Origin of the sequence: Burkholderia sp. D-99, from assembly GCF_011605345.1 — a bacterium.
In the GTDB taxonomy this organism is placed as follows: Bacteria; Pseudomonadota; Gammaproteobacteria; order Burkholderiales; family Burkholderiaceae; genus Burkholderia.
The window spans coordinates 1,427,405-1,450,008 of sequence record NZ_JAAOXM010000002.1 but is presented as its reverse complement, the minus strand read 5'-3'; the positions used below and the strand labels follow the sequence as shown (position 1 = coordinate 1,450,008).

Below are 22,604 nucleotides of genomic sequence, written 5' to 3'. Positions count from 1 at the left end.
CCCGCCTCCATCACCACGCGATCGCGTACAGCGAGCCGAACGCGTTGTCGAGCGCACGGCGCACGGCCGGCGACTGCTGGTAGATCGCGATGAACTTGCGGATGCGCGGATCGTTCACGCTGTCCGGCCGCACGACCCACTGGATCGCGAAGATCTTGTTCTCGGTGCCGTCGAACAGCAGCGCGCTGTTCGGGTCGGTCGTGCCGGCGAGCTTGATGAAGCTCGGGTAGCCCTGCGCGAGATCGACGTCGTCGAGCGAACGCGCGAGTTGCGACGCCTCGAGCGGGATGATCTTCAGGTGCTTCGGGTTCGCCACGATGTCGTGCGTCGTCGCCCGGTAGTCGGCGCCCGGCTTCAGCGTGATGAGCCCCGCGCGCTGCAGCAGAAGCAGCCCGCGCCCGCCGTTCACCGGATCGTTCGCGATCGCGACCTTCGCGCCGTCCTTCAGCTCGCTGAAGTTCTTCACCTTCTTCGAATAGAGGCCGATCTTCATGATCGTGCCGGGCGCGATCGACACGAAGTTGTAGCCGCCCTGCTTGTTCGCGTTCTCGAGGAACGGGATGTGCTGGAAGTAGTTGACGTCGATGTCCTTGTTCGCGAGCGCAGCGTTCGGCGTATTCCAGTCGGTGAATTCGATGATCCGCACGTCGAGCCCCTGCGCCTTCGCCTCCTTGGCGGCAACCTTCAGTGCCTCGATCTGCGGGCTGGTCGAAATGCCGACCTTCAGCGGCGCGGTGTCGGCCTGCGCACCATTGAGCAGCGCGACGCCAAGCAGCGCGGCGGCCAGCAGGCGCGTGACGCGGCCGGCGGAAAAGCGGGCGGAAAAAACGGCATGCAGCATGGAAACCACTCTCCTGTCCAAAGACGGTATCGACGGATGCGCGACGCCGCGGCGAACGCGCGGGCGTTCTCCGGACAGGGGGCATCACGTCGGAAAAGGATCAGCCGATGATAGAGAGCGGCGCGGGGACGGTCTACGAAGCGATTGTGCGAAGAAAATCGCGCGCGACGATATGGCGGGCGGCCATGCAGGATCGGGGGCCAGACCGGGCGCCCGAATCCCGCGTGGCCGAAATCTCGGCCAGGGCGCCGGGCGAATTCCGAAATCTCGGCCAGCCGGTCGGGCCACACATTCCACAGACGAAACAAACGCCTTATAAATCAATGCATTAAAAAATCTGCGACAGGCCGGATTCCTGGCACGAGGGTTGCGTAATAGACGGCACACGATGCCGCGAAGCCATGCAGGCATTCCAACATCAGGAGACACGTCTTGCAGACCTCTATCCATACCCCGTCCCATCCGGAGCCGGCTTCCGACGCCGTCGCCACCCCGCGCGAGCGCTTCTGGCCGGAAGGCTGGTGGAAACTGATGGAAATCCGCATCGGCATCATTCCGCTGCCCGTCTACTTCATCCTGCTCGCGCTGATCGTCGGTTTCGCGGTGACGGGCAAGGTGCCCGGCGAGATCTCGATGGCGATCGCCGTGCTCGCGTTCTTCGGCTTCACGTGCGCGGAACTCGGCAAGCGCCTGCCGCTGTTGCGCAACATCGGCGCGGCCGCGATCTTCGCGACCTTCGTGCCGTCGGCGCTCACGTACTACCACCTGCTGCCGAAGCCGGTGCTGAACCTGACGGTCGAATTCACGAAGTCGACCAACTTCCTGTACCTGTTCATCGCGTCGATCATCGTCGGCAGCATCCTGAGCATGGACCGCCGCGTGCTGATCCAGGGCTTCCTGAAGATCTTCATCCCGTTGGCCGCCGGTTCGGTCGCGGCCGCGATCGTCGGCACGGCGGTGGGCACCGCGCTCGGCCTCGGCGCGCGCCACACGCTGCTGTACATCGTCGTGCCGATCATGGCGGGCGGCGTCGGCGAAGGCGCGATTCCGCTGTCGATCGGCTATTCGGAACTGATGCACCTGCCGCAAGGCGAGATGTTCGCGATGGTGCTGCCGCCGGTGATGCTCGGCAGCCTGACCGCGATCATCCTGTCGGGCGCGCTCGACATGCTCGGCAAGCGCATGCCGCACCTGACCGGCAACGGCCGCCTGCAGGTCGGCGAATCGGGTGACATGACGCCGGAAAGCGAAGAAATCCGCGGCCACGTCGACGTCACGCACATCGCGGGCGCCGGCATCACGGCGATCACGCTGTACCTCGTCGGCCTGATGGCGTTCAAGCTGTTCGGCCTGCCCGCGCCGGTCGCGATGCTGTTCCTCGCGGTGCTCGTGAAGCTTGCGCGCGCGGTGTCGCCGCCGCTGCAGGAAGGCGCGTTCGTCGTCTACAAGTTCTTCTCGACCGCCGTCACGTATCCGCTGCTGTTCGCGATCGGTGTCGCGATGACGCCGTGGGACAAGCTGACCGCCGCGTTCACGATCGTCAACGTCGTCACGATCGTGTCGACCGTCGCGACGCTGATGGGCACCGGTTTCGTGGTCGGCCGCCTGATGAAGATGTACCCTATCGACACCGCAATCGTGAACGCCTGCCACAGCGGGCAAGGCGGCACCGGCGACGTCGCGATCCTGACTGCCGCGAACCGGATGCAGCTGATGCCGTTCGCGCAGATCGCGACCCGCATCGGCGGTGCGATCGTCGTCACGGTCACGCTGATCCTGATCGCACACTTCGGATGACGCGCCGCCGCGCGCACCGTCGCGCCGGCCGCTTCGCACGCGCCGCCGCCGGCCTTGCCGGCGCGCGGCGCGCGTCGTTCGGGGCGTCGTTCGGAGCGGCCGGTTGCGGGCTTCGATGAGGGCGAACGTGCAGAAGAGCTTCAAGGGAATCCCGTGGTGGGGCTGGGCATCGGCCGGCGTGCTGTATGGGTGCGTGGCGGCCGCGGCCGTTGATTTCGCGTGGGAACGCGCGATCGACGCGCTCGAGGAAGCCGGCGCGCACCGGCTCGACCTGTATGCGTCGAGCCTGAAGAGCGAACTCGGCCGCTTCGAGATCCTGCCCGGCCTGGTCGCGCGGCAGGACGGCGTGCGCACGATGCTGAAAGCCGCGCCGCATGACGCCCCCGAGCTCGTGCACACGGTCAACACCTACCTCGAAGCCGTGAACCGCGACGCGGGCAGCGGCGCGGTCGACGTGATCGACCTGCAAGGCGACGTGATCGCCGCCAGCAACTGGAACGAGACGCTCAGCTTCGTCGGCACCAACGTGTCGTACCGGCCGTATTTCAAGGACGCGCTCGCGCGCGGCAGCGGCCGCTTCTTCGGCATCGGCACCAACACCGGCGTGCCGGGCGTCTACTTCGCCAGCGCGGTGCGCGACGACGGCGTGCCGATCGGCGTGGCCGCCGTGAAGATCAGCGTCGACCCGCTGGAATCCGCATGGCGCGCGCCGGGCGTCGCCGCGATGGTCGTCGACGGCAACGGCGTGGTCGTGATCTCGACCGAACCCGCGTGGAAATTCACCGCGCTGCGCCCGATCACCGCGCAGCAGCAGCGCGACATCCAGGCGTCGCGACAATACGCGGGCCGCACGGTCGACGCGCTGCCGTACCGCCGCATCGGCGACCGCAGCGCGGCCTCGTGGTTCGGCACCTTCCCCGATCCCCGGCACACCGGCCGCACCACGCGCTATCTCGTGATGTCACGCCCCGCGCCGCAGACCGGCGATTCGCTGATGGTGCTGCTCGACATCGCGGGTGCGCGGCGCCAGCAGCAGACGGCCTTCGTGTTCGTCACCGGCGCGTTCCTGATCGCCGCGCTGCTGGCCGGCTACGCGATCCAGCGCCGCCGCGCGATCGTCGCGCGGCTGAACGCGCAGGACGCGCTGCGGCGTGCGAACGACCGGCTCGAGCTGACCGTCGCGCAGCGTACGGCCGCGCTGACGGCCGCGAACGAACAGATGCAGCGCGAGATCGTCGAGCGCGAGCGCACCGAGCAGCGGCTGCGCGCGTCGCAGCAGGAAGTCGTGCATGCGGGCAAGCTCGCGGTGCTCGGGCAGATGGCCGCCGGCCTGACGCACGAGCTGAACCAGCCGCTCGTCGCGATCCGCACGCTGTGCGACAACGCGCGCACCTTCTTCGAGCGCGGCCAGCCGGCGCCGGCGCTCGCCAATCTCGAACGGATCGGCAAGCTCGTCGACAGCATGGCCGTGCTCACCGGCGAGCTGAAGACCTTCGCGCGCAAGCCGGACGTCGAGCGCGTCGCGGTCTCGCTGAACGAGGCCGTCGCGCATGCGCGGCTCATCTACGATGCGCGGATTCGCGACGAAGGCGTGCGGCTCGACGTGAACATCGCGCCCGGCACCGCCGTGTCGGCCGAGTCGAGCCAGTTGCAGCAGGTGATCGTGAACCTGCTCGGCAACGCGCTCGACGCGGTGCACGATGCGCCCGTGCGCCGCATCGTCATCGAGGCCACCGGGCCGGACGACGCCGGCCGCGTGCGCTTCACGGTCGCCGACAGCGGCGCGGGCATCGCGCCCGAGGTGCTGCCGCACCTGTTCGAGCCGTTCGTCACGACCAAGCCGCGCGGCCAGGGCCTCGGGCTCGGGCTCGCGATCACGTCGCGCATCGTCGAGGCGTTCGGCGCGAAGATCGCCGCGACGAACCGCGACGAAGGCGGCGCGCAGTTCAGTATCGAATTCGCGGCGGCCACGCTGCAAAGGACAGAGCATGGAAGATGAGATTCGGGTGCTGGTCGTCGAGGACGATGAAAACGTCCGGATCGGCGTCGAGCAGGCGGTGGCGCTTGCCGGCTTCGCGGTCGATGCATTCGCGTCGGCCGCCGACGCGCTTCATCACGTCGCGCCCGGCGCGCCGGTCGTGATCGTGTCGGACGTGCGGATGCCGGGCATCGACGGGCTGCAACTGCTCGATCGCGTGATGGCCATCGACGCGCAGATCCCGGTCGTGCTGATCAGCGGCCATGCCGATATCTCGACAGCCGTCGGTGCGATGCAGGTCGGCGCATACGACTTCATCGAGAAGCCGTTCTCGTCGGACGTGATCGCAGGGCGCGTCGCGCGCGCGGTCGAGAAGCGCCGCCTGACGCTCGAGGTGCAGGGCCTGCGCGCGGCGCTGAACAACTGGCAGGGCATCGAGGCGTTCGTGCTCGGCAAGTCGCCCGCGATGGCCGACGTGCGCAAGAAGATCCTGCGCCTCGCCGGTACGTCGGTGTCGGTGCTGATCACCGGCGAAACGGGCACCGGCAAGGAACTGATCGCGCGCAGCCTGCACGACTTCGGCGGCCGGCGCGACGCGCACTTCGTCGCGCTGAACTGTGGCGGCCTGCCCGAACAGGTCTTCGAAAGCGAGCTGTTCGGCCACGAGGCCGGCGCGTTCACCGGTGCGATCAAGAAACGCATCGGCAAGATCGAATGGGCGGACGGCGGCACACTGTTCCTCGACGAGATCGAGACGATGCCGGTTCCACTGCAGGTCAAGATGCTGCGCGTGCTGCAGGAGCGCGTGGTCGAGCGGCTCGGCGCGAACGAGCTGATTCCGGTCGACTGCCGCGTGGTTGCCGCGTCGAAGGCCGATCTTGCCGAGCTCGCGGCCGACGGCCGCTTTCGCGCGGACCTTTTGTATCGCCTCAACGTCGCGCAGATCGAACTGCCGCCGCTGCGCGAGCGGCGCGAAGACGTGCCGCTGCTGTTCGAGCATTTCGTGCTCGCGGCCGCACGGCGCTTCGGGCAGCCTGCGCCGGTCGTCACGGCTGCGCAGGTATCCGAACTGATGACGCATGCGTGGCCCGGCAACGTGCGCGAGCTGCAGAACGTGGCCGACCGCTTCGTGCTCGGGCTGACCGGCGACAGCCTGCTGTCGTCCGGTGAAGCGCCGGCCGTGGGCGGCACGCTCGCGGAACAGCTCGCGTATTTCGAGCGGATGCTGATCGAGGACATGCTGCAGCGTCACAACGGCAACGTCGCGGATGCGAGCGTTGCGCTCGGCATGCCGAAAAAAACGCTCTATCACAAGCTGCGCAACCTGCGGATTCCCGCACGCGGTGACGCGGCGGCCGACGGCGGCGAATGACGCGAACGAGGATACGCAGAACAGCATGGATCGCATCGAAGTCACCGAACACGGCCGCGTCACCGGCCATCTGATCCGCGGCGTCACGCGCGCGCAGAAAACCTTCCGGCCGAGCGACTGGCCCGAGCGCCTCGCGGGCGTCATCACGCTGTTCGTCGGCGAGCGGCGGCCCGGCTATCCGTGCGCGCTGTCGCGACTCGCGATGCCGGTCGTCGACGGCAACGTCAAATGCCTGTTCGTGTCGGACGAATTGCGCACCGTCTGCGCGGACGCATTCGACTTCGCGATGCAGTTCGCGGCCGACAACGACCTTCCCGTCGAACTTCAGACTGCGCCTGCATTGGCGGTGCGCTGAAACGTGGGCCGCTTTCGCGGCTCGCGCCCTTCCCTTTTCCCGGTTGCGATGCGAAGGAGCGCAGGCCGTCACACGCCCTTTCCAGGCGTGTCCGGCTTCACGACCAATCGTTAGATGATTGAAAGCATCGACACCCATCCCCCTCCGACAAGGGTTTGCGGCCGAGCCATCAATAAAATTGATCGTCACGATGAAAATTATGCGTTTTCCTTGCAGGTCGCCGTGATGCATAGTTGCGTCGTGTTGACGCACCTTTGAGTCTTTCAGTCATGAACATGCGAATCGAGCCGTCCGTGCTCGCGAACCCCGACCTGCAATTTGCGACGCTTTCGTCAGGCATCAGCCTGCCGTATGTCGAGCGGGGCAGCGGTGCGCCGATGGTGTTCGTGCACGGCTCGCTGTGCGACTACCGCTACTGGGATCCGCAGCTTGCATCGCTGTCGGCCCACTACCGCTGCATCGCGCCGAGCCTCAGCCACTACTGGCCGGCCGTCGAAGCGGGCATCCAGGACGAGTTCAGCTGGCAGAACCACGTCGACGAGCTCGCCGAATTCATCGACGCGCTCGATCTCGGCCCCGTGCATCTGGTCGGCCACTCGCGCGGCGGCAGCGTCGCGTTCAACGTCGCGCGCCAGCATCCGCACCTCGTCGAGTCGCTGACGCTCGCCGATCCCGGCGGCCCGCTGCAACAGGCGGGCGTGCGCGAAGCCGCGCTGCCGGCCGCCGCACTCGCGCTGCGCACGAAGGCCGTGAACCTGATCGGGCAAGGCGACGTCGAATCGGGCCTCGAGATGTTCGTCGATTCCGTGAGCCTGCCCGGCGCGTGGAAGAAAAGCACGTCGCGCTTCCGCACGATGGCGATCGACAACGCGAGCACGCTGCCGAAGCAGCTGCGCGACCCGCTGCCCGCGTACTCGCAGCACACGGCCGGCGATATCGCGTGCCGCACGCTGCTGATCGACGGCCAGCGCAGCCCGAAGATGTTCCGCAACAACGTCGACACGCTGTCGCAGTGGATCGGCAATGCGCAACGACAGACCGTTGCCGGTGCGTCGCACGGAATGAATGCGGCGAGCCCCGCCGTGTTCAACCGCTTCGTGCACGAGTTCGTCGCCGCGTAAGTACCGTCGCATGAGGCAGCTTCAGAGCTGCCTTGCTGCAAGCCTCTCCCAAGACGATGCGGGCACTGCCCGCATCGCTTCTCCATCGGCCGGCGTGTGTCGTCGGCGCATCCGTTTCGTCACGCACGCTGCGCGCCGCATCAAGCCGCCGGTTCGACCTTGCGCGTGACCGCATCCGGCAGCCCGAACACGCTGTCGAACGCCCAGTTGTACGTGAACGTGAAGATCGGGAAGAACACGATCAGCACCGCGTCGTACAGGAACGCCTGCAGCAGCGACACGTCGAGCCACCACGCGATCAACGGGATCAGGAACGTCACGAGCGCGACCTGGAAGCCGATCGCATGCAGCACGCGGCGACCGACCGTGCGCGTCGTCGCCGCGCTGCGCCGCTCCCACGCCTCGAACGCGAGGTTGTACAGGAAATTGACGGTGACGCCCGTCGTCGAGATCATCACGCCCAACAGGCCGCTCGTCGCCGCGCTCGCGCCGCTCAGCATGCCGAGCACCGACGATGCGACCAGAATGCCGAGCACCTCGAACATCACGACGTAAACTACGCGTCTCTTCCACCCTTGCATGACCATCCACCTTCATCTCGAACAAGGTGGCGAGACTATCAGCGGGCCTGCGTCCGCCAAAGTCAGGTCCTTTCAATTTTTCTGACAGGAGGCGGCGCATGCTGACCAGCGACCACATCGACATGCTGCTGACCGTCATCGACAAAGGCTCGTTTTCCGCGGCCGCGCGTGCGCTCGGCCGCACACCGTCGGCGATCAGCATGGCGATCGCGAACCTCGAGGCCGAACTCGACCTCGTACTGTTCGACCGCGGCACGCGCGAACCGACACCGACCGCCGCGATGGCCGCGCTGCTGCCCGACGCGCGCTCGATCGCCGAGCAGTTGCAGGTGCTGCGCGCACACGCGCAGCACTTGTCGGAAGGTGTCGAAGACACGCTGCGGCTCGGCGTCGCGGCCGAAATCGACAGCGCGCCCGTCGCCCGCGCGCTGGCGGCAGTCGCCGCGAAGTATCCGGCGCTCGCGGTCAGTGTCGTCACGGCGCCGCAGGACGCGATCGTCGACGCGCTGCATCGCGCCGCCGTCGATCTCTGTGTGGCGTACTGCGGGCTCGACCTCCATCCGCAGGAACAGATCCACGCGCTGTGGACCGAGACGCTCATTGCCGTCGCCGCGCCGGCCCATCCGCTGATCGCCGAAGGCGCGCATCCGGAAGCGATCGAGCGGCTGTCGGGCTTCCGGCAGATCGTGATCGCCGATCCGGAGCGGCCGTTGACCGACGTGCGGCCGTTGATCGGCAACCGCACGTGGAAAGTGACCGACATGGCGACCGCGATCGCGCTCGTGAAGGCCGGTCACGGTTGGGCGAACCTGCCTGCATCGGTGATCGGCGGGTACGTCGCCAACGGCGAACTCGCGCCGCTCGTGTTCGAGAACATCCGCAACGGGTTACCACTGCCCGTGTACCTGCGGCGGCCGAAGCATACGGGGCTCGGCAAAGCGGCGAGCGAACTGATTCGCGCACTGCGAACTGCATGCGACTGCAGGTAACCGGTGCGGCGGCGGTACCGCCGCACCGTCGGTCAACGCCCGAGGGCTTGACCGTTAGTTGCAGCTAATCGCAGTTAATGCGAGGCAGCCGCCGCACTCTGGATCGAATCGACGAGCGAAGCGTTGTCGTACCGTCGCCCGGCAATGCCCCATCCGCCATCGACGGCATGCACGACGTTCACCCACACTTGCGCGGGCGTCAGCCGCCCGCCCGCCCGATGCAGCACGATCTCGGTCGCTCGTTCGACGAATTGCCGCTGCTTGTCGGGCGCCGCGAGCGCCACGGCAGGCAGCTTCAGCTCGACGAACGCGGCGGGCTCCGCGCGGCCGTGCACGAAGGTCCGGTTGCGCGGCAGCACGTTGAGCGTGCCCACCACGTTCGGCGCCAGGAAGCCGTTCCCGGTCAACCCTTCGACGTCCAGCAGCGCATCGGTCAACTCGGCAAACACCGGCCCCTCGTCGTCCTGCGTGAAAACCCCTTCGGATACTGTCAGCGTAATCGGCATCGCACTTTCTCCAGGTCAGGTCATCGGAATCGTGACGTGATATAAATACCAGTCACTCTCTATACATTAGACACTGATCGCTCTCTATGCAAGCGATAAAGAGCGATCGCTCTGAAGCGAGCCTGTCATGCGTTATTCCGTCGAGCACAAACACGAAACCCGCACGCGCATCCTCGAGGCCGCGAGCCGCCTGTTCCGCGAGGAAGGCTATGGCGGCTCCGGCATCGGTCCGCTGACGAAGGCGGCGGGCGTCACCAACGGCGCGTTCTACGGGCATTTCAAGACGAAGGGCGAAGCGTTCCGGCAGGTCGTCCTTGATGGCCTCGACCAGCTCCGGCAAGGCGTCTCGACGTTCAAGGCCGAGCACGGCGCGCGCTGGCGGCGCCCGTTCGTGTCGTTCTACCTCGGGCCACGGCGCACCTGCGCACTCGGCGAGAGCTGTGCGCTGCCGAGCCTGTCCCCGGAAGTGATGCGCGCCGACGACGAGACGCGCGACGCCTATGAGCAAGCGCTGCGGCAGATCGTCGACGACGTGTCGGCCGGGATGGGCGACACTCCCGACGACGACCGCGCGATCGCATTTCTCGCGCTGCTGTCGGGCGGCGTCACGCTCGCGCGCGCGGTGCGCGATCCCGAACTGGCGCAGCGCATCGCCGATGCGGTCGGCCGCTACGCGGTGGTCATCGCCGAGCGCACGGACGTGAAGCCCGAGGAGCAGCCATGACGCGCACGAGCGGCCAATAAAAAACCCCGGTCCGCGTTGCCACGGACCGGGGTTCTTCTTCGATCAGCCATATCAGCCATCTGCTTGAACGACCCTTGGCGGGCCGCTGCTTCAACGCGCGGCGACCTCCGCCTTGACGGACGCCGCATCACCGACCGCCGTCGGTGCCGCACCCCACCCGCCGCCGAGCGCGCGGATCAGGTTGACGGTCGATACGGCCTGCGCGCCGGTCAACTGGTTCGCCTGCAGTTGCGACTGCAGCACCGAGCGCTCGCTGTCGATCACGTCGAGATAGGCGACCTCGCCTTCCTGGTACTGCGTGCGCGACAACGTCGCCGCGCGCCGCGACGCATTGACGGCCGCATCCTGCGCGCGGATCTGGTCGTCGAGCAGGCGCAGGTCGGCGAGATTGTCCTCGACCTCACGGAACGCGACGAGCACCTGCTGCCGGTAGTTCGCGACCTGCTCGTCGTACTGCGCGCGCGCCTGCTGCACGCCGGCCGCACGGCGTCCGCCGTCGAACAGCGGCAGCGTCAGCGCAGTGCCCGCGAACGGCCCGAGCAGGAACGTACGGCTCGACCACAGGAACAGGTTGCCGAGCGTCGACGCTTCATAACCGAACGCCCCGGTGATATCGAGCTTCGGGAAGTACGCGGACTTCGCGAGGCCGATCCGCGCGTTCGCGGCCGCCATGGCACGCTCGGCCGCCGATACGTCCGGACGGCGTTCGAGCAGCGCGGACGGCAGGCCCGGCGGCACCTTCACCGCGACCGGCACGATCGGCGTTTCCTTGAACCCGAAATCCGCCGGCGCCTTGCCGAGCAGGATCGCGAGCGCATGCTCGGACGCCGCACGCCGGCGCGCGACGCCGACCGCATCGGCCTGCGCGCTGGCCAGCTCGTTCTTCGCGCGCGACACGTCGAGTTCGCTGATGTCGCCTTCGTTGAAGCGGCGCTGCACGAGCTTCAGTGCCTGGTCGCGCAGCTCCACCGTACGGCGGTACAGATCCTGGTCGGAATCGAGCTGGCGCAGTTCGAAGTAGTTCTGCGCGACGTCCGCCTGCAGCGCGAGCTGCACCGAACGGAACAGCGCTTCGCTCTGCGCCTGGTCGGCACGCGACGCCTCGACGTTGCGGCCGACACGGCCGAACAGGTCGGCTTCGTACGACACCGTACCCTGCGCGCGCCACAGCGTCGCATTGGTCGGGCCCGTGCCCTGCGGCTGGAACTGCGACGCCGACGACAACCCTTCGCGCGTCGGCCCGAAGCCGGCACCGACCTGCGGGAACCATTGCGAGCGCGCGGTACGCGTCGCCGCACGCGCTTCCTCGACGCGCGCGGCCGCGGCCTTCAGGTTCTGGTTCGCGGCGAGTGCCTGCGTCTCGAGCGAATCGAGCACCGGGTCGCCGAACACCTTCCACCATTCGCCGCGGTGTTCGCCGTCCGAAGGCTCGGCCGTCTTCCACGTGCCGGCCTGTTCGCCTGCGGCGAGCGTCGGCGCTTCCTTGAACGCGGCGGGCGTCGACACATCCGGGCGCTTGTAGTCGGGCCCCACCGCGCACGCGGCGAGCAGCGTCGCGAGCAGGGTGCTCGCGGCCGCCACCTTCGCGAAGCGCATCAGGCCGTTCGTGTTGTGCATGTAGTCCATCTTTTTATCCTCAAGCATCCGGAGCCGGTACGCCGGGGGGCGTCACGCCATAACCCGCCGAGTCCTTGCCGGCGACGTGGATCTTCCCGCCCGCGAGCGTACGCAGCACGACGTAGAACACCGGCGTCAGCATCAGCCCGAACAGCGTCACGCCGAGCATCCCGAAGAACACCGCGACACCCATCGCATGGCGCATTTCCGAACCGGCGCCCGTCGACGTGACGAGCGGCACCACGCCCATGATGAACGCGATCGACGTCATCAAAATCGGGCGCAGCCGCAGCCGGCTCGCCTCGATCGCGGCCTCGAGCGGCGTCCTGCCGTCATGTTCGAGCTCACGCGCGAACTCGACGATCAGGATCGCGTTCTTCGCCGACAGCCCCACCAGCACCATCAAGCCGATCTGCGTGAAGATGTTGTTGTCTCCCTGCGTGAGCCACACGCCCGTGAGCGCCGACAGGATGCTCATCGGCACGATCAGGATCACCGCGAGCGGCAGCGTCAGGCTTTCATACAGCGCGGCGAGCACGAGGAACACGAGCAGCACGCTGATCGGGAACACATACATCGCCGAATCGCCTGCAAGAATTTGCTGGTACGTGAGGTCGGTCCATTCGAACCGCACGCCGCGCGGCAGCGTTTCATGCGCGATGCGCTCGATCGCGGCCTGCGCCTGACCCGACGAGAAGCCCGGCGCCGGGCCGCCGTTGATGTCGGCCGCCGTGTAGCCGTTGTAGCGCACGACCATTTCCGGGCCGAACGTCGGCGTCACCGTGACCAGCGATGACAGCGGCACCATCTCGCCCTTGTCGTTGCGCGTCTTCAGCTGCAGGATGTCGTCCGCGCGCTGGCGGAACGGCGCATCGGCCTGCACGCGCACCTGATACACGCGCCCGAAGCGGTTGAAGTCGTTCACGTACAGCGAGCCGAGATACACCTGCATCGTGTTGAACACGTCGGTCACCGGCACGCCGAGCTGCTTCGCCTTCACGCGGTCGAGATCGACGTTGAGCTGCGGCACGTTGATCTGGTAGCTCGTGAACAGCGGGCCGAGTTCCGGCGCCTGCTGCGCGCGCTTGATGAAATCGTTGGTCGCATCCGCGAGCCGCGCGTAGCCAACCGCGCCGCGATCCTCGATCTGCATCTTGAACCCGCCGAGCGTACCGAGGCCCAGCACCGGCGGCGGCGGGAACACCGCGACGAACGAGTCCTTCATCGCGCCGTACTGCTGGTTCAGCGCACCCGCGATCGCGCCGGCCGACAGCGCCTTGCCGTGCCGTTCCGAGAACGGCTTCAGCGTGACGAACACGATGCCCGCGCTCGAGCTGTTCGTGAAGCCGTTCACCGACAGCCCCGGGAACGCCACCGCGCTCTCGACACCCGGCTGCTTCAGCGCGATCGAGCCCATGTCGCGGATCACCTTCTCGGTACGGTCGAGCGACGCACCGTTCGGCAGCTGCGCGAACGCGATCAGGTATTCCTTGTCCTGCGCGGGCACGAAGCCGCCCGGCACGACCTTCGACACCAGCACGGTCGCGCCCACCAGCACGAGGTACACGCCCAGCATCGCCGTCTTGCGCGACAGCACACCGCGCACGCCGCGGCCGTAGTTCTCCGCGCCGCGATGGAACACCTTGTTGAAGCCGCGGAAGAACCCGCCGAGCACGCGGTTCATCACGCGCGTGAGCCAGTCTTCCTTCTCGCCATGGCCCTTCAGCAGGATCGCGGACAGCGCCGGCGACAGCGTCAGCGAGTTGAACGCAGAGATCACCGTCGAGATCGCGATGGTCATCGCGAACTGCTTGTAGAACTGGCCGGTCAGGCCCGACATGAATGCCAGCGGCACGAACACGGCGACCAGCGTCAGCGCGATCGCGATGATCGGCCCGCTCACTTCCTGCATCGCCTTGTAGGTCGCCGCCCGAGCGTTCATCCCGCTCTCGATGTTGCGCTCGACGTTCTCGACCACCACGATCGCATCGTCGACCACGATCCCGATCGCGAGCACCATCCCGAACAATGACAACGCGTTGATCGAATACCCGAACGCGAGCAGCAGCGAGAATGTGCCGATGATCGACACCGGCACCGCGATCAGCGGAATCAGCGACGCGCGCCAGGTCTGCAGGAACACGATCACGACGATCACGACCAGCGCGATCGCTTCGAGCAGCGTGTGCACGACGGCCTTGATCGACGAGCGCACGAACTGCGTCGGGTCATAGACGATCTTGTAGTCGATGCCCGCCGGCATGTCCTGCTTCAGCTCGGCCATCGTCTTGCGCACTTCGTCCGAGATCTGCAGCGAGTTCGCGCCCGGCGACTGGTTGATCGCCATCGCGACGGCCGGCTTGTTGTCGAGCAGCGAGCGCAGCCCGTATTCGGACGCGTCGAGCTGGATCCGCGCGATGTCGCGCAGGCGCGTGACGCCGCCGTCCGGCGTCGTCTTCACGACGATGTCGCCGAACTCGTCTTCCGTCTGCAGGCGGCCGCGCGCGTTCACCGACAGCTGCAGCGGCGTGCCGGGCAGCGACGGCGATGCGCCGATCACGCCGGCCGCGACCTGCACGTTCTGCTCGCGGATCGACTGCACGACGTCCTCGGCCGACAGCCCGCGCTGCGCGACCTTCTGCGGATCGAGCCACACGCGCATCGCGTAGTCGCCCGAACCCCACAGCTGCACCTGGCCGACGCCCTGGATCCGCGACAGGCGATCCTTCACGTTGATCAGCGCGTAGTTGCGCAGGTAGGTCATGTCGTAGCGGTTGTCCGGCGAGATCAGGTGGACCACCATCGTCAGCGTCGGCGAGCTCTTCACCGTCGTGATGCCGAGCCGCTGCACGTCTTCCGGCAAGCGCGGCAGCGCCTGGTTCACGCGGTTCTGCACGAGCTGCGTGGCCTTGTCCGGATCGGTGCCGAGCTTGAACGTGACGGTGATCGTCATGTTGCCGTCGCTGTTCGCCTGCGACTGCATGTAGAGCATGTCCTCGACGCCGTTGATCTGCTCTTCAAGCGGCGACGCGACCGTCTCGGCGATCACTTTCGGGTTCGCGCCCGGGTACTGCGCCTTCACGATCACGGAAGGCGGCACGACTTCCGGATACTCCGAGATCGGCAGCAGGAACATCGCGATCACCCCGCCGAGCAGGATGATCACCGATAGGACTCCTGCGAAGATCGGCCGGTCGATAAAGAATTTTGAAATGTTCATGTGTGACTCTGTCTGGTTGAACGCGGATGCGAAGCGGCGGGCCGCTTACGAATCCGCCTTCGCCGGTGCGGCCGGCTTCGCGTTGTCCGCCAGCGGCGCGGACGGCGCGTCACCGCCCGTCATCGGGACCATGTGCGGCTTCACCTGTTCGCCGGGGCGCACGCGCTGCGTGCCGTTCACCACCACGCGATCGCCTGCCGCGAGGCCGCTCACGATCACGCGCCGGTTGCCGTGCTGCATCCCCTGCTGTACTTCGCGGTACGACACGCGGCCCTGCTGGTCGACGACGAACACGAACTTCTTGTCCTGGTCGGTGTTGATCGCCGCGTCGTCGACGAGCAGCGCCTCGTGCGGCGCGCTGCCGCCCACCTTCACGCGTGCGTACAGGCCCGGGACGAGCGCACCGTCCGTGTTGTCGAAGCGCGCGCGCACGCGGATCGTGCCCGACGACGTGTCGAGCCGGTTGTCGACCGAGTCGATCTCGCCGCTGCGCGAGTAGCCGGTTTCGTTCGCGAGGCCGAGCTCGACCGGCACCTTGCGGCCGTTGCGCGCGCCGTTGATGTATTGCAGGTAGGTCTGTTCGTCCGCGTCGAACGACGCGTAGATCGGCGACACCGACACCAGCGTGGTGAGCGGCGCGGCCGACGCGCCGGCCGACACGACGTTGCCGAGCGTGATTTCCGCACGCGACACGCGGCCCGAAACAGGCGCGGTGATCCGCGTATAGCCGAGGTTGATGCGCGCCGTTTCCAGCGCAGCGTCGGCGGCCTTCAGGTTCGCCGCCGCTTCGCGCGCCGCGTTCTGCTTCTCGTCGTAGTCGCGCTTTGCGATCGCGTTGTCGCCGATCAGCCGCTGCGCGCGCTGCCAGTCGGTCTGCGCGTAGCCGTTGCGCGCCTGCGCGGCCGCGAGCTGCGCGGCCGCGCGATCGGTTTCGGCCTGGTACGGGCGCGGATCGATCACGAACAGCACGTCGCCCTTCTTCACGAGCGCGCCGTCCTTGAAATTCACCGCGACGATCGTGCCCGACACCTGCGGGCGCACGTCGACCTTCTCGACCGCTTCGAGGCGGCCCGAATAACTCTGCCAGTCGGTGACGGTCTGCGGCACGACGGTCGCGACATCGACTTCGGGAAGCGGCGCTGCCGATTTCTCGGGCGCGTTCGCGTTCACGCGCATCGCGCCGAACGTTCCGAGGCCGACGACGGCGAGCGTCACGATCGCCGCGGTGGCGATTCGCGAGCGGGAGGTGCGTAGGATGGCCATGTGGATCTCCAGTAAACGTGGATTGGTTTTGGTTATTCGGAACGGTTCGGCTGGCGCGCCTGGAAGCGGCACTGGAAGAAGCGCACGGCTTCCTCGAAGGCGGCTTCGTGCGTCGCGAGCGCGGCGTGCGTGATGTCCGGATAGCGGATCACCTGCGTGAGCACGCCCGACGAGATCAGGCAGCCCGCATATTTCTCCGCCTCGACGTGCAGCACGTCGTTCTGCGCGGTGACGACGAGCGTCGGCGGAAGGCCCGCGAGGCGCACCGATTCGAGCGGCGCCGCGTACGGATGCATGCGTTGTGCGGCCTGCGGCAGATACGCGCGATAGCATGCCGCGCATTCGCGCGCGGTGATGTCGGAGGCGAGGCGCTCGGCGTCGCCGATGCGCGTCATGCTCGGGTCGAGCATCGGCCCGAACAGCGCCTGCGCGACGATCGACACTTCACCGCGGTCACGTGCGATGAATGCCAGGCAGTTCGCGAGCTGGCCACCGGCATCATGGCCGGCGACACCGATCTTCTTCGGGTTGCCGCCGAACGCGCGGGCGCGCGTCGCGGCCCACACGGCAGCGCGATACGCATCCTCCGGCGCGGCCGGAAAGGGATAGGCCGGCGCGAGCGAATAATCGACCGACACTACGAGAGCTGGTAAGCGTTCTGCTAAAAAACGCGCGGCGAAATCGGCGTCTTCGAGCGAACCGCGAACGAAGCCGCCGCCGTGGAAATAAAGCACTACTGGCAACCCGGTTTTGTCCGGGCGCCGGTAGAGGCGCAGCACGATGTCCTGCGCGTAGCCGGGAATTTCCACTTCGGCGACCGTCAGCGCCGCGCCCGCCGTGGCTTGCGCGGGCAACGCGGCTTTCAGGAATTTGCTGAATTCAGAAGCGTCCATGACGATGCAGCATCCATTTCGAGATGGAACGAATTCTGGGTCCGGCAGACATTGGGATAAATGCCTATAATCCGGCAACACAATTCAACGCCCCCGAACAATCCGAGGCTGCGTTTACCCACGAGGTAGCGCAGCCTTGTTGTTCCGGCGGCAAATTAGATTGCGGAGGTTGTGATGGACCGGCTTCAGGCCATGCAGGTGTTTACTCGCGTCGTCGATACAAGCAGCTTCACCAAGGCAGCAGAAACGCTCAGCTTGCCGCGGGCGTCCGTCACGACGATCATCCAGAATCTCGAAGCATTCCTCGGTGTGCGGCTGATGCACCGGACCACGCGCCGGCTGTCGCTCACGCCGGACGGCGCCGCATACTACGAACGATGCGTGCGGATCCTCGCAGACGTCGAGGAAACCGAGGCGAGCTTCCAGGCGAACAACCGGAAGCCGCACGGAAAGTTGCGTATTGACATGCCGGGTTCGATCGGGCGGCTGCTCGTGATTCCGTCGCTGTGCGAATTTCATACGCGCTACCCGGACATCGACCTGCAGCTCGGCCTGTCCGACCGGCCGGTCGACCTGCTGCAGGAAGGTGTCGATTGCGTGATCCGCGTCGGCGCACTGCAGGACTCGTCGCTCGTCGCGCGCCGGGTCGGCCTGTTCGAATGCGTGACGGTCGCGTCGCCCGACTATCTCGCGCGCCACGGCGAGCCGAAAACGATCGACGACCTGAGCCAGCACAAGGCAGTCAACTACTTCTCGAGCCGCACCGGCCGCACGATCGACTGGACGTTCCTGACCGGCGGCGAGGAAGTCGAGATGAAGATGGAGGGCATCGTGTCGGTGAACGACGCCGATGCGTACGTGACCTGCGGGATCGAAGGCTTCGGGCTGATCCAGCCGCCGCTCTTCATGGTGCTGCCGCATCTGCGCGAAGGCCGGCTCAAGGAAGTGCTGCCCGGCGTCAAGCCGCTGCCGATGCCGATCTCCGTCGTGTATCCGCACAGCCGTCATCTGTCGCCGAAAGTGCGCGTATTCGTCGACTGGGTCGCCGAGGTGTTCGACCGTTGCCCGCTGCTGAGCGGCAAGGGCAGCCTCGACGCAACGTGCAGCAAGCGTACGTTCGAGGAAGCCGAACGCGCGCCGGTGCTCGACACGCCGGTCATCAACGAGTGGGTCGCGTAAGCGACTGAACCGCGCGGCTGAACCGCGCGACTGAATTGCGCACCTGAACCAGACGCGCGGGCTGCGAGGCCGGCGCGTCGTCCCGCCTCCGCGCCACGCTCCCGCCCGGCGCGCCAGATCCTTCCCGAATCCGCAGCAAACCTTTGTGCAGTGCGACGCAATCGTTCGCATGCGTCGTTACGCGCCGTCGCCGCACCCTTGCGAGGCCCACTGCAAGCGGGTTTGAGCGATTTCCGCATAACCCTGCCACGCGTGCGGATGTCGATTGTTCCACTGACGCGACAATTCAATTCGCATCTGCCGCATTTATCGCGACGGAACAGATACCTAGAGTAAACCCTGTCGCGCACCTCGTTGCGCATCGAACAGATCCCGCTTGATGGGACCGGAGTAAGCGCCGAAGCGCCAACTCCGACTGCGCAAAGCATGGGATCTGAGTAAGCGCTGAAGCGCTAACTCATATCGACACAGGAGCTACACCATGAACCGCCGCCATCTTCTCTCCGCCCTCGCGCTTACGCTCGCCGTGTCCGCTCCGGCCTTCGCCGATTCGGGCACGCCGCACGCTGGCGACTACGGCAATACGTCGTGGTACTCGCAGCACTACGGCCCGCGCACGCGCGCCGAAGTGAACGCGGAAGTCGAGCAAGCACGCAAGGACGGCACGCTCGCCTACCTGCGCAAGGCAAATTCGTATCCGCAAGGGCTCGAACTGGCGCAAGGCCCGTATCGCTCGATGCCGGAAAGCAACCAGCTCGCCGGCGGAGGCCGGTAAACGCGCAACGCCGTGCAACGGGTTGCCCCGTGCACGGCGTCGCGATTCCCCTCTCGACGACTCGCCGAGTCATTCAGCTAGATAGTTAGTTGCAGGAGCACATGATGAACGATCAACTTCCTTCGCCGCTCGATCACTGGGACGACACCACGCCGGTGTGGACGCCGTTCCGTTCGGCCCCGCACGCGCATTGACCTCTCTGCCGCCGGGCCCTCATCCGGCGGCCGTCAACGACACGGCACGCCGTCGCGCCATTCGCTCCAGTGCGTGACGATGTCCTGCATGAGCAGGTTGCCGGCGTGATGATGGTTTCACGCGCTCGGCAGCGAGCAGATTTTCCCTTGTCGCTTCGACGTGTCCGCGTCGAGCCGATGCTGCTGCCACGACATCCATCGCAGCGACACGATTCGTGACGTTGCCCGCTGGAAATCCAGCAACCAAGTCGTGCCAATACCCGACACGTCAATTGACACGGGGGCATTCATATGCCGGATCATGCTGTGACGTAACACTCGACGCTCTAACGAGCGCACACGGCAAGTCCAGGCAGTTCGGTGCAACCGCCACTCAGGTTGAGCCTGTGAACGCACACCTCTTCGTTGCGAGAGGTTTGGGAGCTTGCGCTCCTCCCGATTCACACTTCCCAAGATTTGTTCACCTCGTCAACGGCAATTTGGCGCGCTGACGGTCGACGCCTGATGCCTAGCATGAGCACTCCCAACAAGTTCCATGCGGAGAGTACCCATGACTACGTCGTCAGAGCCGGGTGTATCGCTCGGCGTGCCCACGATATGCCCGAGCATGCCGGATTCGGAGTTCAGGAAACGAATACTTGAATTGCGAGACGAGGCGGTGACGATCACCGAGCAGCGCCGGAGGGATTTGGTTCGATGGAGCCCCGCCACTGAAGCTCGGGTTGTCGAGTGGTTCGGCTCGGCGCATTTCGATACGACACGAAGGCTGATATTGGGACTCGGCGCGCTGGCCAGCGTAATGGCTAGTCTCGGCCCACGAAACTTCGTCCGCATCGGCTCCGAGGCCGATCGCGCAACAGGATGTCTGCCGAACACGAAGCATGTCGACGCCGAGGTCGCACACGTCTGTCGTCCGGACACGTCAACCCATACCATCGCCATCAATCTCCCTTTTTGCTCACTGCCTCAACGATCGGCCGGCAATCTCTCGTCGCAGCAACTGACGATCGTTCACGAATGCGCACATTTTGCAGACACATTCGATGCGGACGACCATCCCGGCGCATACGGGCGTTCGGCTTGCGCCCAGTTCGCGAGGCGTCATCCGGACAAGGCGATCAGCAATGCGGACAATATCGCCTGGTTCATTCTGGCGCGGTAGATCGGAGAACCCATGCGACATGCTTTCCCGACAATATTGAGCGCTGTCCTGTTACTCCCGATACAGGCGGATGCATGCAAGATCCTGCTGACCGATGGCATGCAACTGCCAATGAATTCATCCGAAATCAGCAATGCCGACAGGCTCTCGGTCGTCAGGCATTACCTGACGTCCAGGGAATGGACGCGCGAAGGTGCAACGGCATCGGTGGAGGCGGCGGCCTACGATTCGGAACACAACCCCATGCAACTGGCGCGGCAACGTGGGGACCGGATGAGGTCCTTTCTCGTGCAACTGGGCATGCGGCACGAAGACATCTACGTCAGCGAGCGCATCGTGTCTCGCAGGAACGGCAAGCTCGATCCCGACGATGCAAAGCAGCTTTGGGTTCAATTCGTTCCCAAATGCCCGCCCGCCGGGTGCCAGAGTCTCTGCAATTCACCTGCTACACCGGGCGTCGCCAGTTACGCACTGACACCCGAGACCCCCGGCCCCGCGCCCGGCTCGAATCGCTTTACGTGCAACGACAACAGGGAGCCCACGCCAGCGCGTTTCGCGACATCGGAGCACTGGACCGCTCGCACACGTAACCAGACCTTGTTTTTACGGGATGAATACAAGAAGCCGCTCGCACATATCTGCTATCGGATCAGCACCAGCGCAGCGCAATACATCGGAATGACGGATGAGCGCGGCCAGACCGCGACTGTGCAGCTATTGGGGCCTGAATATACGCGAATTGAACTCAAGCTCGCCCAGCCCACGCGGTGAGTCCCTGCGTCCGGCCCCCGGGGCCTGGGGTCCGGTTGCCCCGGGCGACACTGAATCGCCCGGAGCCCGACCACGCGCGATCAGTCGAGTGACTCCCGCGCGTCGCTACATCAACTCAGCGGCGCGGCACCCCATCGCGCCACTCGCCCCAGTGCGTCACGATGTCCTGCACGAGCGGGTTGCCCGCGCGATACAGGTTTTCGGTCGCCGGGGCGAAGCCGCCCTGGTCCGCGTAGTTCAGCAGGTTGTCGGCACTCGTCTGCCCCGCATACGGCCGGTCGAAATCGGACCCGGTGCGCAGCAACGCGACGCGCGACAGGTCGACCCGCTTCACGCTCGCTGCACGCTTGAGCGCTTCATACGTCGCGTTGTCTTCCTGCGCGGTCATGCAGTAGGTGCCCTTGCCGTCGGTCAGGATCTTCGTCCACTGGCGCGCGCGCTCGCCGATCAGCGTGCCCGAGAACCACGTGTTGCCTGATGACGTATCGCACTGGATCACCGTCGGCGGCCGGTTCGCCGGCGCATACGTGAACTTCGCGCGCGCGGCCTGCGCCTGTGCACTGTCGGCGAGCACGACGTTGCGCGACAGCGCGACAGCGGCGTCGGTCAGCTGCGGGTTGAGCTGGAACACTTCGGTGCGATAGTCGAGCGGCGGCTTGTCGTTCGGGCTCTTCGTGTTGATGCCAAGAAAGCCGGTATTCCAGCCGGCCGGAATCTCGCGTGCATCGAGCTCCCACTGCAGGCTGAAATCGACGAGGTACTTCGACCAAGCGGCCGAACCGACCGTGCCTTGCGCAGGGTCGACACCCGCGATGCCGGAGATCAGGAAATACGTGCGGCGCAGATCGAAGCGCTGCGAGAACGTGAGCGCCATGATCGTCGCCGACGCGTTCGCGTAGCCCATGCCGGTCGTGACCACGCACACGTCCTGCTTGTTGCAATGAACGTTCGGGTAGTCGGGCGACAGGCCGGGCACGGCGATGTCGCGCCACGGGCCGATCCGGTCGAGCCATGCCTGGCCCTCCGGACCGAACATCGTGATGATCATGACCTTGACCGGGCGGCCCTGTGCACCGGTCTCGGCGAATGCATTGTTGCCCGCGTTGTTGCCCGCGTTGTTGCCCTGGTTGTCCTGCGCGATCGACGGCGCGGTCGCACAGGCTGCGAGCGAGAATGCAGCGGCGGAAAGAATGGAGCGAGTCAGCATCGGCGTTCCTTGTTTCGAGGATGTTGGGTGAGAACGGC

The 22,604-nt window shown here is 66.1% G+C and carries 19 protein-coding genes; 11 read left to right on the top strand and 8 right to left on the bottom strand.

The genetic code is table 11. The features are described 5' to 3' along the window. Window positions 1-10: 10 nt before the first annotated feature. Entirely contained in the window at window positions 11-841 is an 831-nt protein-coding gene (locus HAV18_RS13750; protein WP_166956505.1) for a MetQ/NlpA family ABC transporter substrate-binding protein, read from the bottom strand. A 432-nt stretch (window positions 842-1,273) separates the two neighbouring features. Between HAV18_RS13750 and HAV18_RS13745 the strand changes: the two genes are divergently transcribed. The 5 genes from HAV18_RS13745 (at window position 1,274) to HAV18_RS13725 (ending at window position 7,464) form a co-directional block, all read left to right on the top strand. Beyond that, complete coding sequence (locus HAV18_RS13745) at window positions 1,274-2,638, top strand: 2-hydroxycarboxylate transporter family protein (RefSeq protein WP_166956502.1); 1,365 nt, start codon at window positions 1,274-1,276, stop codon at window positions 2,636-2,638. A 115-nt stretch (window positions 2,639-2,753) separates the two neighbouring features. Further along, window positions 2,754-4,637, top strand: a complete 1,884-nt coding sequence (locus tag HAV18_RS13740; RefSeq protein WP_166956499.1) for an ATP-binding protein — start codon at window positions 2,754-2,756, stop codon at window positions 4,635-4,637. Continuing rightward, window positions 4,627-5,988, top strand: coding sequence for a sigma-54 dependent transcriptional regulator (locus HAV18_RS13735; protein ID WP_166956496.1), 1,362 nt, complete (start codon window positions 4,627-4,629; stop codon window positions 5,986-5,988). The genes HAV18_RS13740 and HAV18_RS13735 overlap by 11 nt, the downstream gene beginning before the upstream one ends. Window positions 5,989-6,013: 25 nt before the next feature. Continuing rightward, complete coding sequence (locus HAV18_RS13730; protein ID WP_166956493.1) at window positions 6,014-6,343, top strand: DUF3579 domain-containing protein; 330 nt, start codon at window positions 6,014-6,016, stop codon at window positions 6,341-6,343. A 269-nt stretch (window positions 6,344-6,612) separates the two neighbouring features. After that, window positions 6,613-7,464, top strand: coding sequence for an alpha/beta fold hydrolase (locus HAV18_RS13725; RefSeq protein WP_166956490.1), 852 nt, complete (start codon window positions 6,613-6,615; stop codon window positions 7,462-7,464). A gap of 140 nt (window positions 7,465-7,604) precedes the next feature. Here HAV18_RS13725 and HAV18_RS13720 read toward each other — a convergent pair whose 3' ends face one another. Next, the gene (locus HAV18_RS13720) at window positions 7,605-8,045 is read right to left on the bottom strand and encodes a PACE efflux transporter (RefSeq protein ID WP_166956487.1); all 441 of its coding nucleotides are present in this window, start codon (window positions 8,043-8,045) and stop codon (window positions 7,605-7,607) included. Window positions 8,046-8,143: 98 nt separating this feature from the next. Between HAV18_RS13720 and HAV18_RS13715 the strand changes: the two genes are divergently transcribed. After that, window positions 8,144-9,034: a LysR family transcriptional regulator gene (locus HAV18_RS13715; RefSeq protein WP_166956484.1), complete on the top strand. Its 891-nt coding sequence runs from the start codon at window positions 8,144-8,146 to the stop codon at window positions 9,032-9,034. Between the two features lie 74 nt (window positions 9,035-9,108). Here HAV18_RS13715 and HAV18_RS13710 read toward each other — a convergent pair whose 3' ends face one another. Continuing rightward, window positions 9,109-9,540: a Tautomerase enzyme gene (locus HAV18_RS13710; RefSeq protein WP_166956481.1), complete on the bottom strand. Its 432-nt coding sequence runs from the start codon at window positions 9,538-9,540 to the stop codon at window positions 9,109-9,111. A gap of 127 nt (window positions 9,541-9,667) precedes the next feature. On the opposite strand from HAV18_RS13710, the gene HAV18_RS13705 reads away from it, so the two are divergent. Further along, window positions 9,668-10,264 carry a TetR/AcrR family transcriptional regulator gene (locus tag HAV18_RS13705; protein WP_166956478.1) on the top strand — a complete coding sequence of 199 codons (597 nt, stop codon included), beginning with the start codon at window positions 9,668-9,670 and terminating at the stop codon, window positions 10,262-10,264. A gap of 111 nt (window positions 10,265-10,375) precedes the next feature. On the opposite strand, the gene opcM is transcribed toward HAV18_RS13705, so the two are convergent. Genes opcM through HAV18_RS13685 form a run of 4 tightly spaced genes read right to left on the bottom strand, consistent with a single transcriptional unit; the run spans window position 10,376 to window position 17,278 of the window. Beyond that, window positions 10,376-11,911, bottom strand: coding sequence for a multidrug efflux transporter outer membrane subunit OpcM (gene opcM, locus HAV18_RS13700; protein ID WP_166956475.1), 1,536 nt, complete (start codon window positions 11,909-11,911; stop codon window positions 10,376-10,378). 10 nt (window positions 11,912-11,921) lie between these two features. Further along, window positions 11,922-15,122 carry a multidrug efflux RND transporter permease subunit CeoB gene (gene ceoB, locus HAV18_RS13695; protein WP_166956472.1) on the bottom strand — a complete coding sequence of 1,067 codons (3,201 nt, stop codon included), beginning with the start codon at window positions 15,120-15,122 and terminating at the stop codon, window positions 11,922-11,924. A 45-nt stretch (window positions 15,123-15,167) separates the two neighbouring features. Continuing rightward, the gene (gene ceoA, locus HAV18_RS13690) at window positions 15,168-16,385 is read right to left on the bottom strand and encodes a multidrug efflux RND transporter periplasmic adaptor subunit CeoA (protein WP_166956469.1); all 1,218 of its coding nucleotides are present in this window, start codon (window positions 16,383-16,385) and stop codon (window positions 15,168-15,170) included. 32 nt (window positions 16,386-16,417) lie between these two features. Next, window positions 16,418-17,278: an alpha/beta hydrolase gene (locus tag HAV18_RS13685; protein WP_166956466.1), complete on the bottom strand. Its 861-nt coding sequence runs from the start codon at window positions 17,276-17,278 to the stop codon at window positions 16,418-16,420. A gap of 174 nt (window positions 17,279-17,452) precedes the next feature. On the opposite strand from HAV18_RS13685, the gene ceoR reads away from it, so the two are divergent. The 4 genes from ceoR to HAV18_RS13665 all read left to right on the top strand — a co-directional run bounded on the left by ceoR (window position 17,453) and on the right by HAV18_RS13665 (window position 21,359). Further along, window positions 17,453-18,457, top strand: a complete 1,005-nt coding sequence (ceoR, locus tag HAV18_RS13680; protein WP_166956464.1) for a putative multidrug efflux transcriptional regulator CeoR — start codon at window positions 17,453-17,455, stop codon at window positions 18,455-18,457. A gap of 481 nt (window positions 18,458-18,938) precedes the next feature. Beyond that, window positions 18,939-19,232 carry a DUF4148 domain-containing protein gene (locus HAV18_RS13675; protein WP_166956461.1) on the top strand — a complete coding sequence of 98 codons (294 nt, stop codon included), beginning with the start codon at window positions 18,939-18,941 and terminating at the stop codon, window positions 19,230-19,232. Window positions 19,233-19,976: 744 nt separating this feature from the next. Next, a complete protein-coding gene (locus HAV18_RS13670; RefSeq protein ID WP_243771621.1) occupies window positions 19,977-20,588 on the top strand; it encodes a M35 family metallo-endopeptidase in 612 nt (203 codons plus the stop codon). Between the two features lie 12 nt (window positions 20,589-20,600). Continuing rightward, window positions 20,601-21,359, top strand: a complete 759-nt coding sequence (locus tag HAV18_RS13665) for a hypothetical protein (protein ID WP_166956455.1) — start codon at window positions 20,601-20,603, stop codon at window positions 21,357-21,359. Between the two features lie 115 nt (window positions 21,360-21,474). Here HAV18_RS13665 and HAV18_RS13660 read toward each other — a convergent pair whose 3' ends face one another. After that, window positions 21,475-22,566, bottom strand: a complete 1,092-nt coding sequence (locus HAV18_RS13660) for a purine nucleoside permease (protein ID WP_166956453.1) — start codon at window positions 22,564-22,566, stop codon at window positions 21,475-21,477. Between the last annotated feature and the right edge of the window lie 38 nt (window positions 22,567-22,604).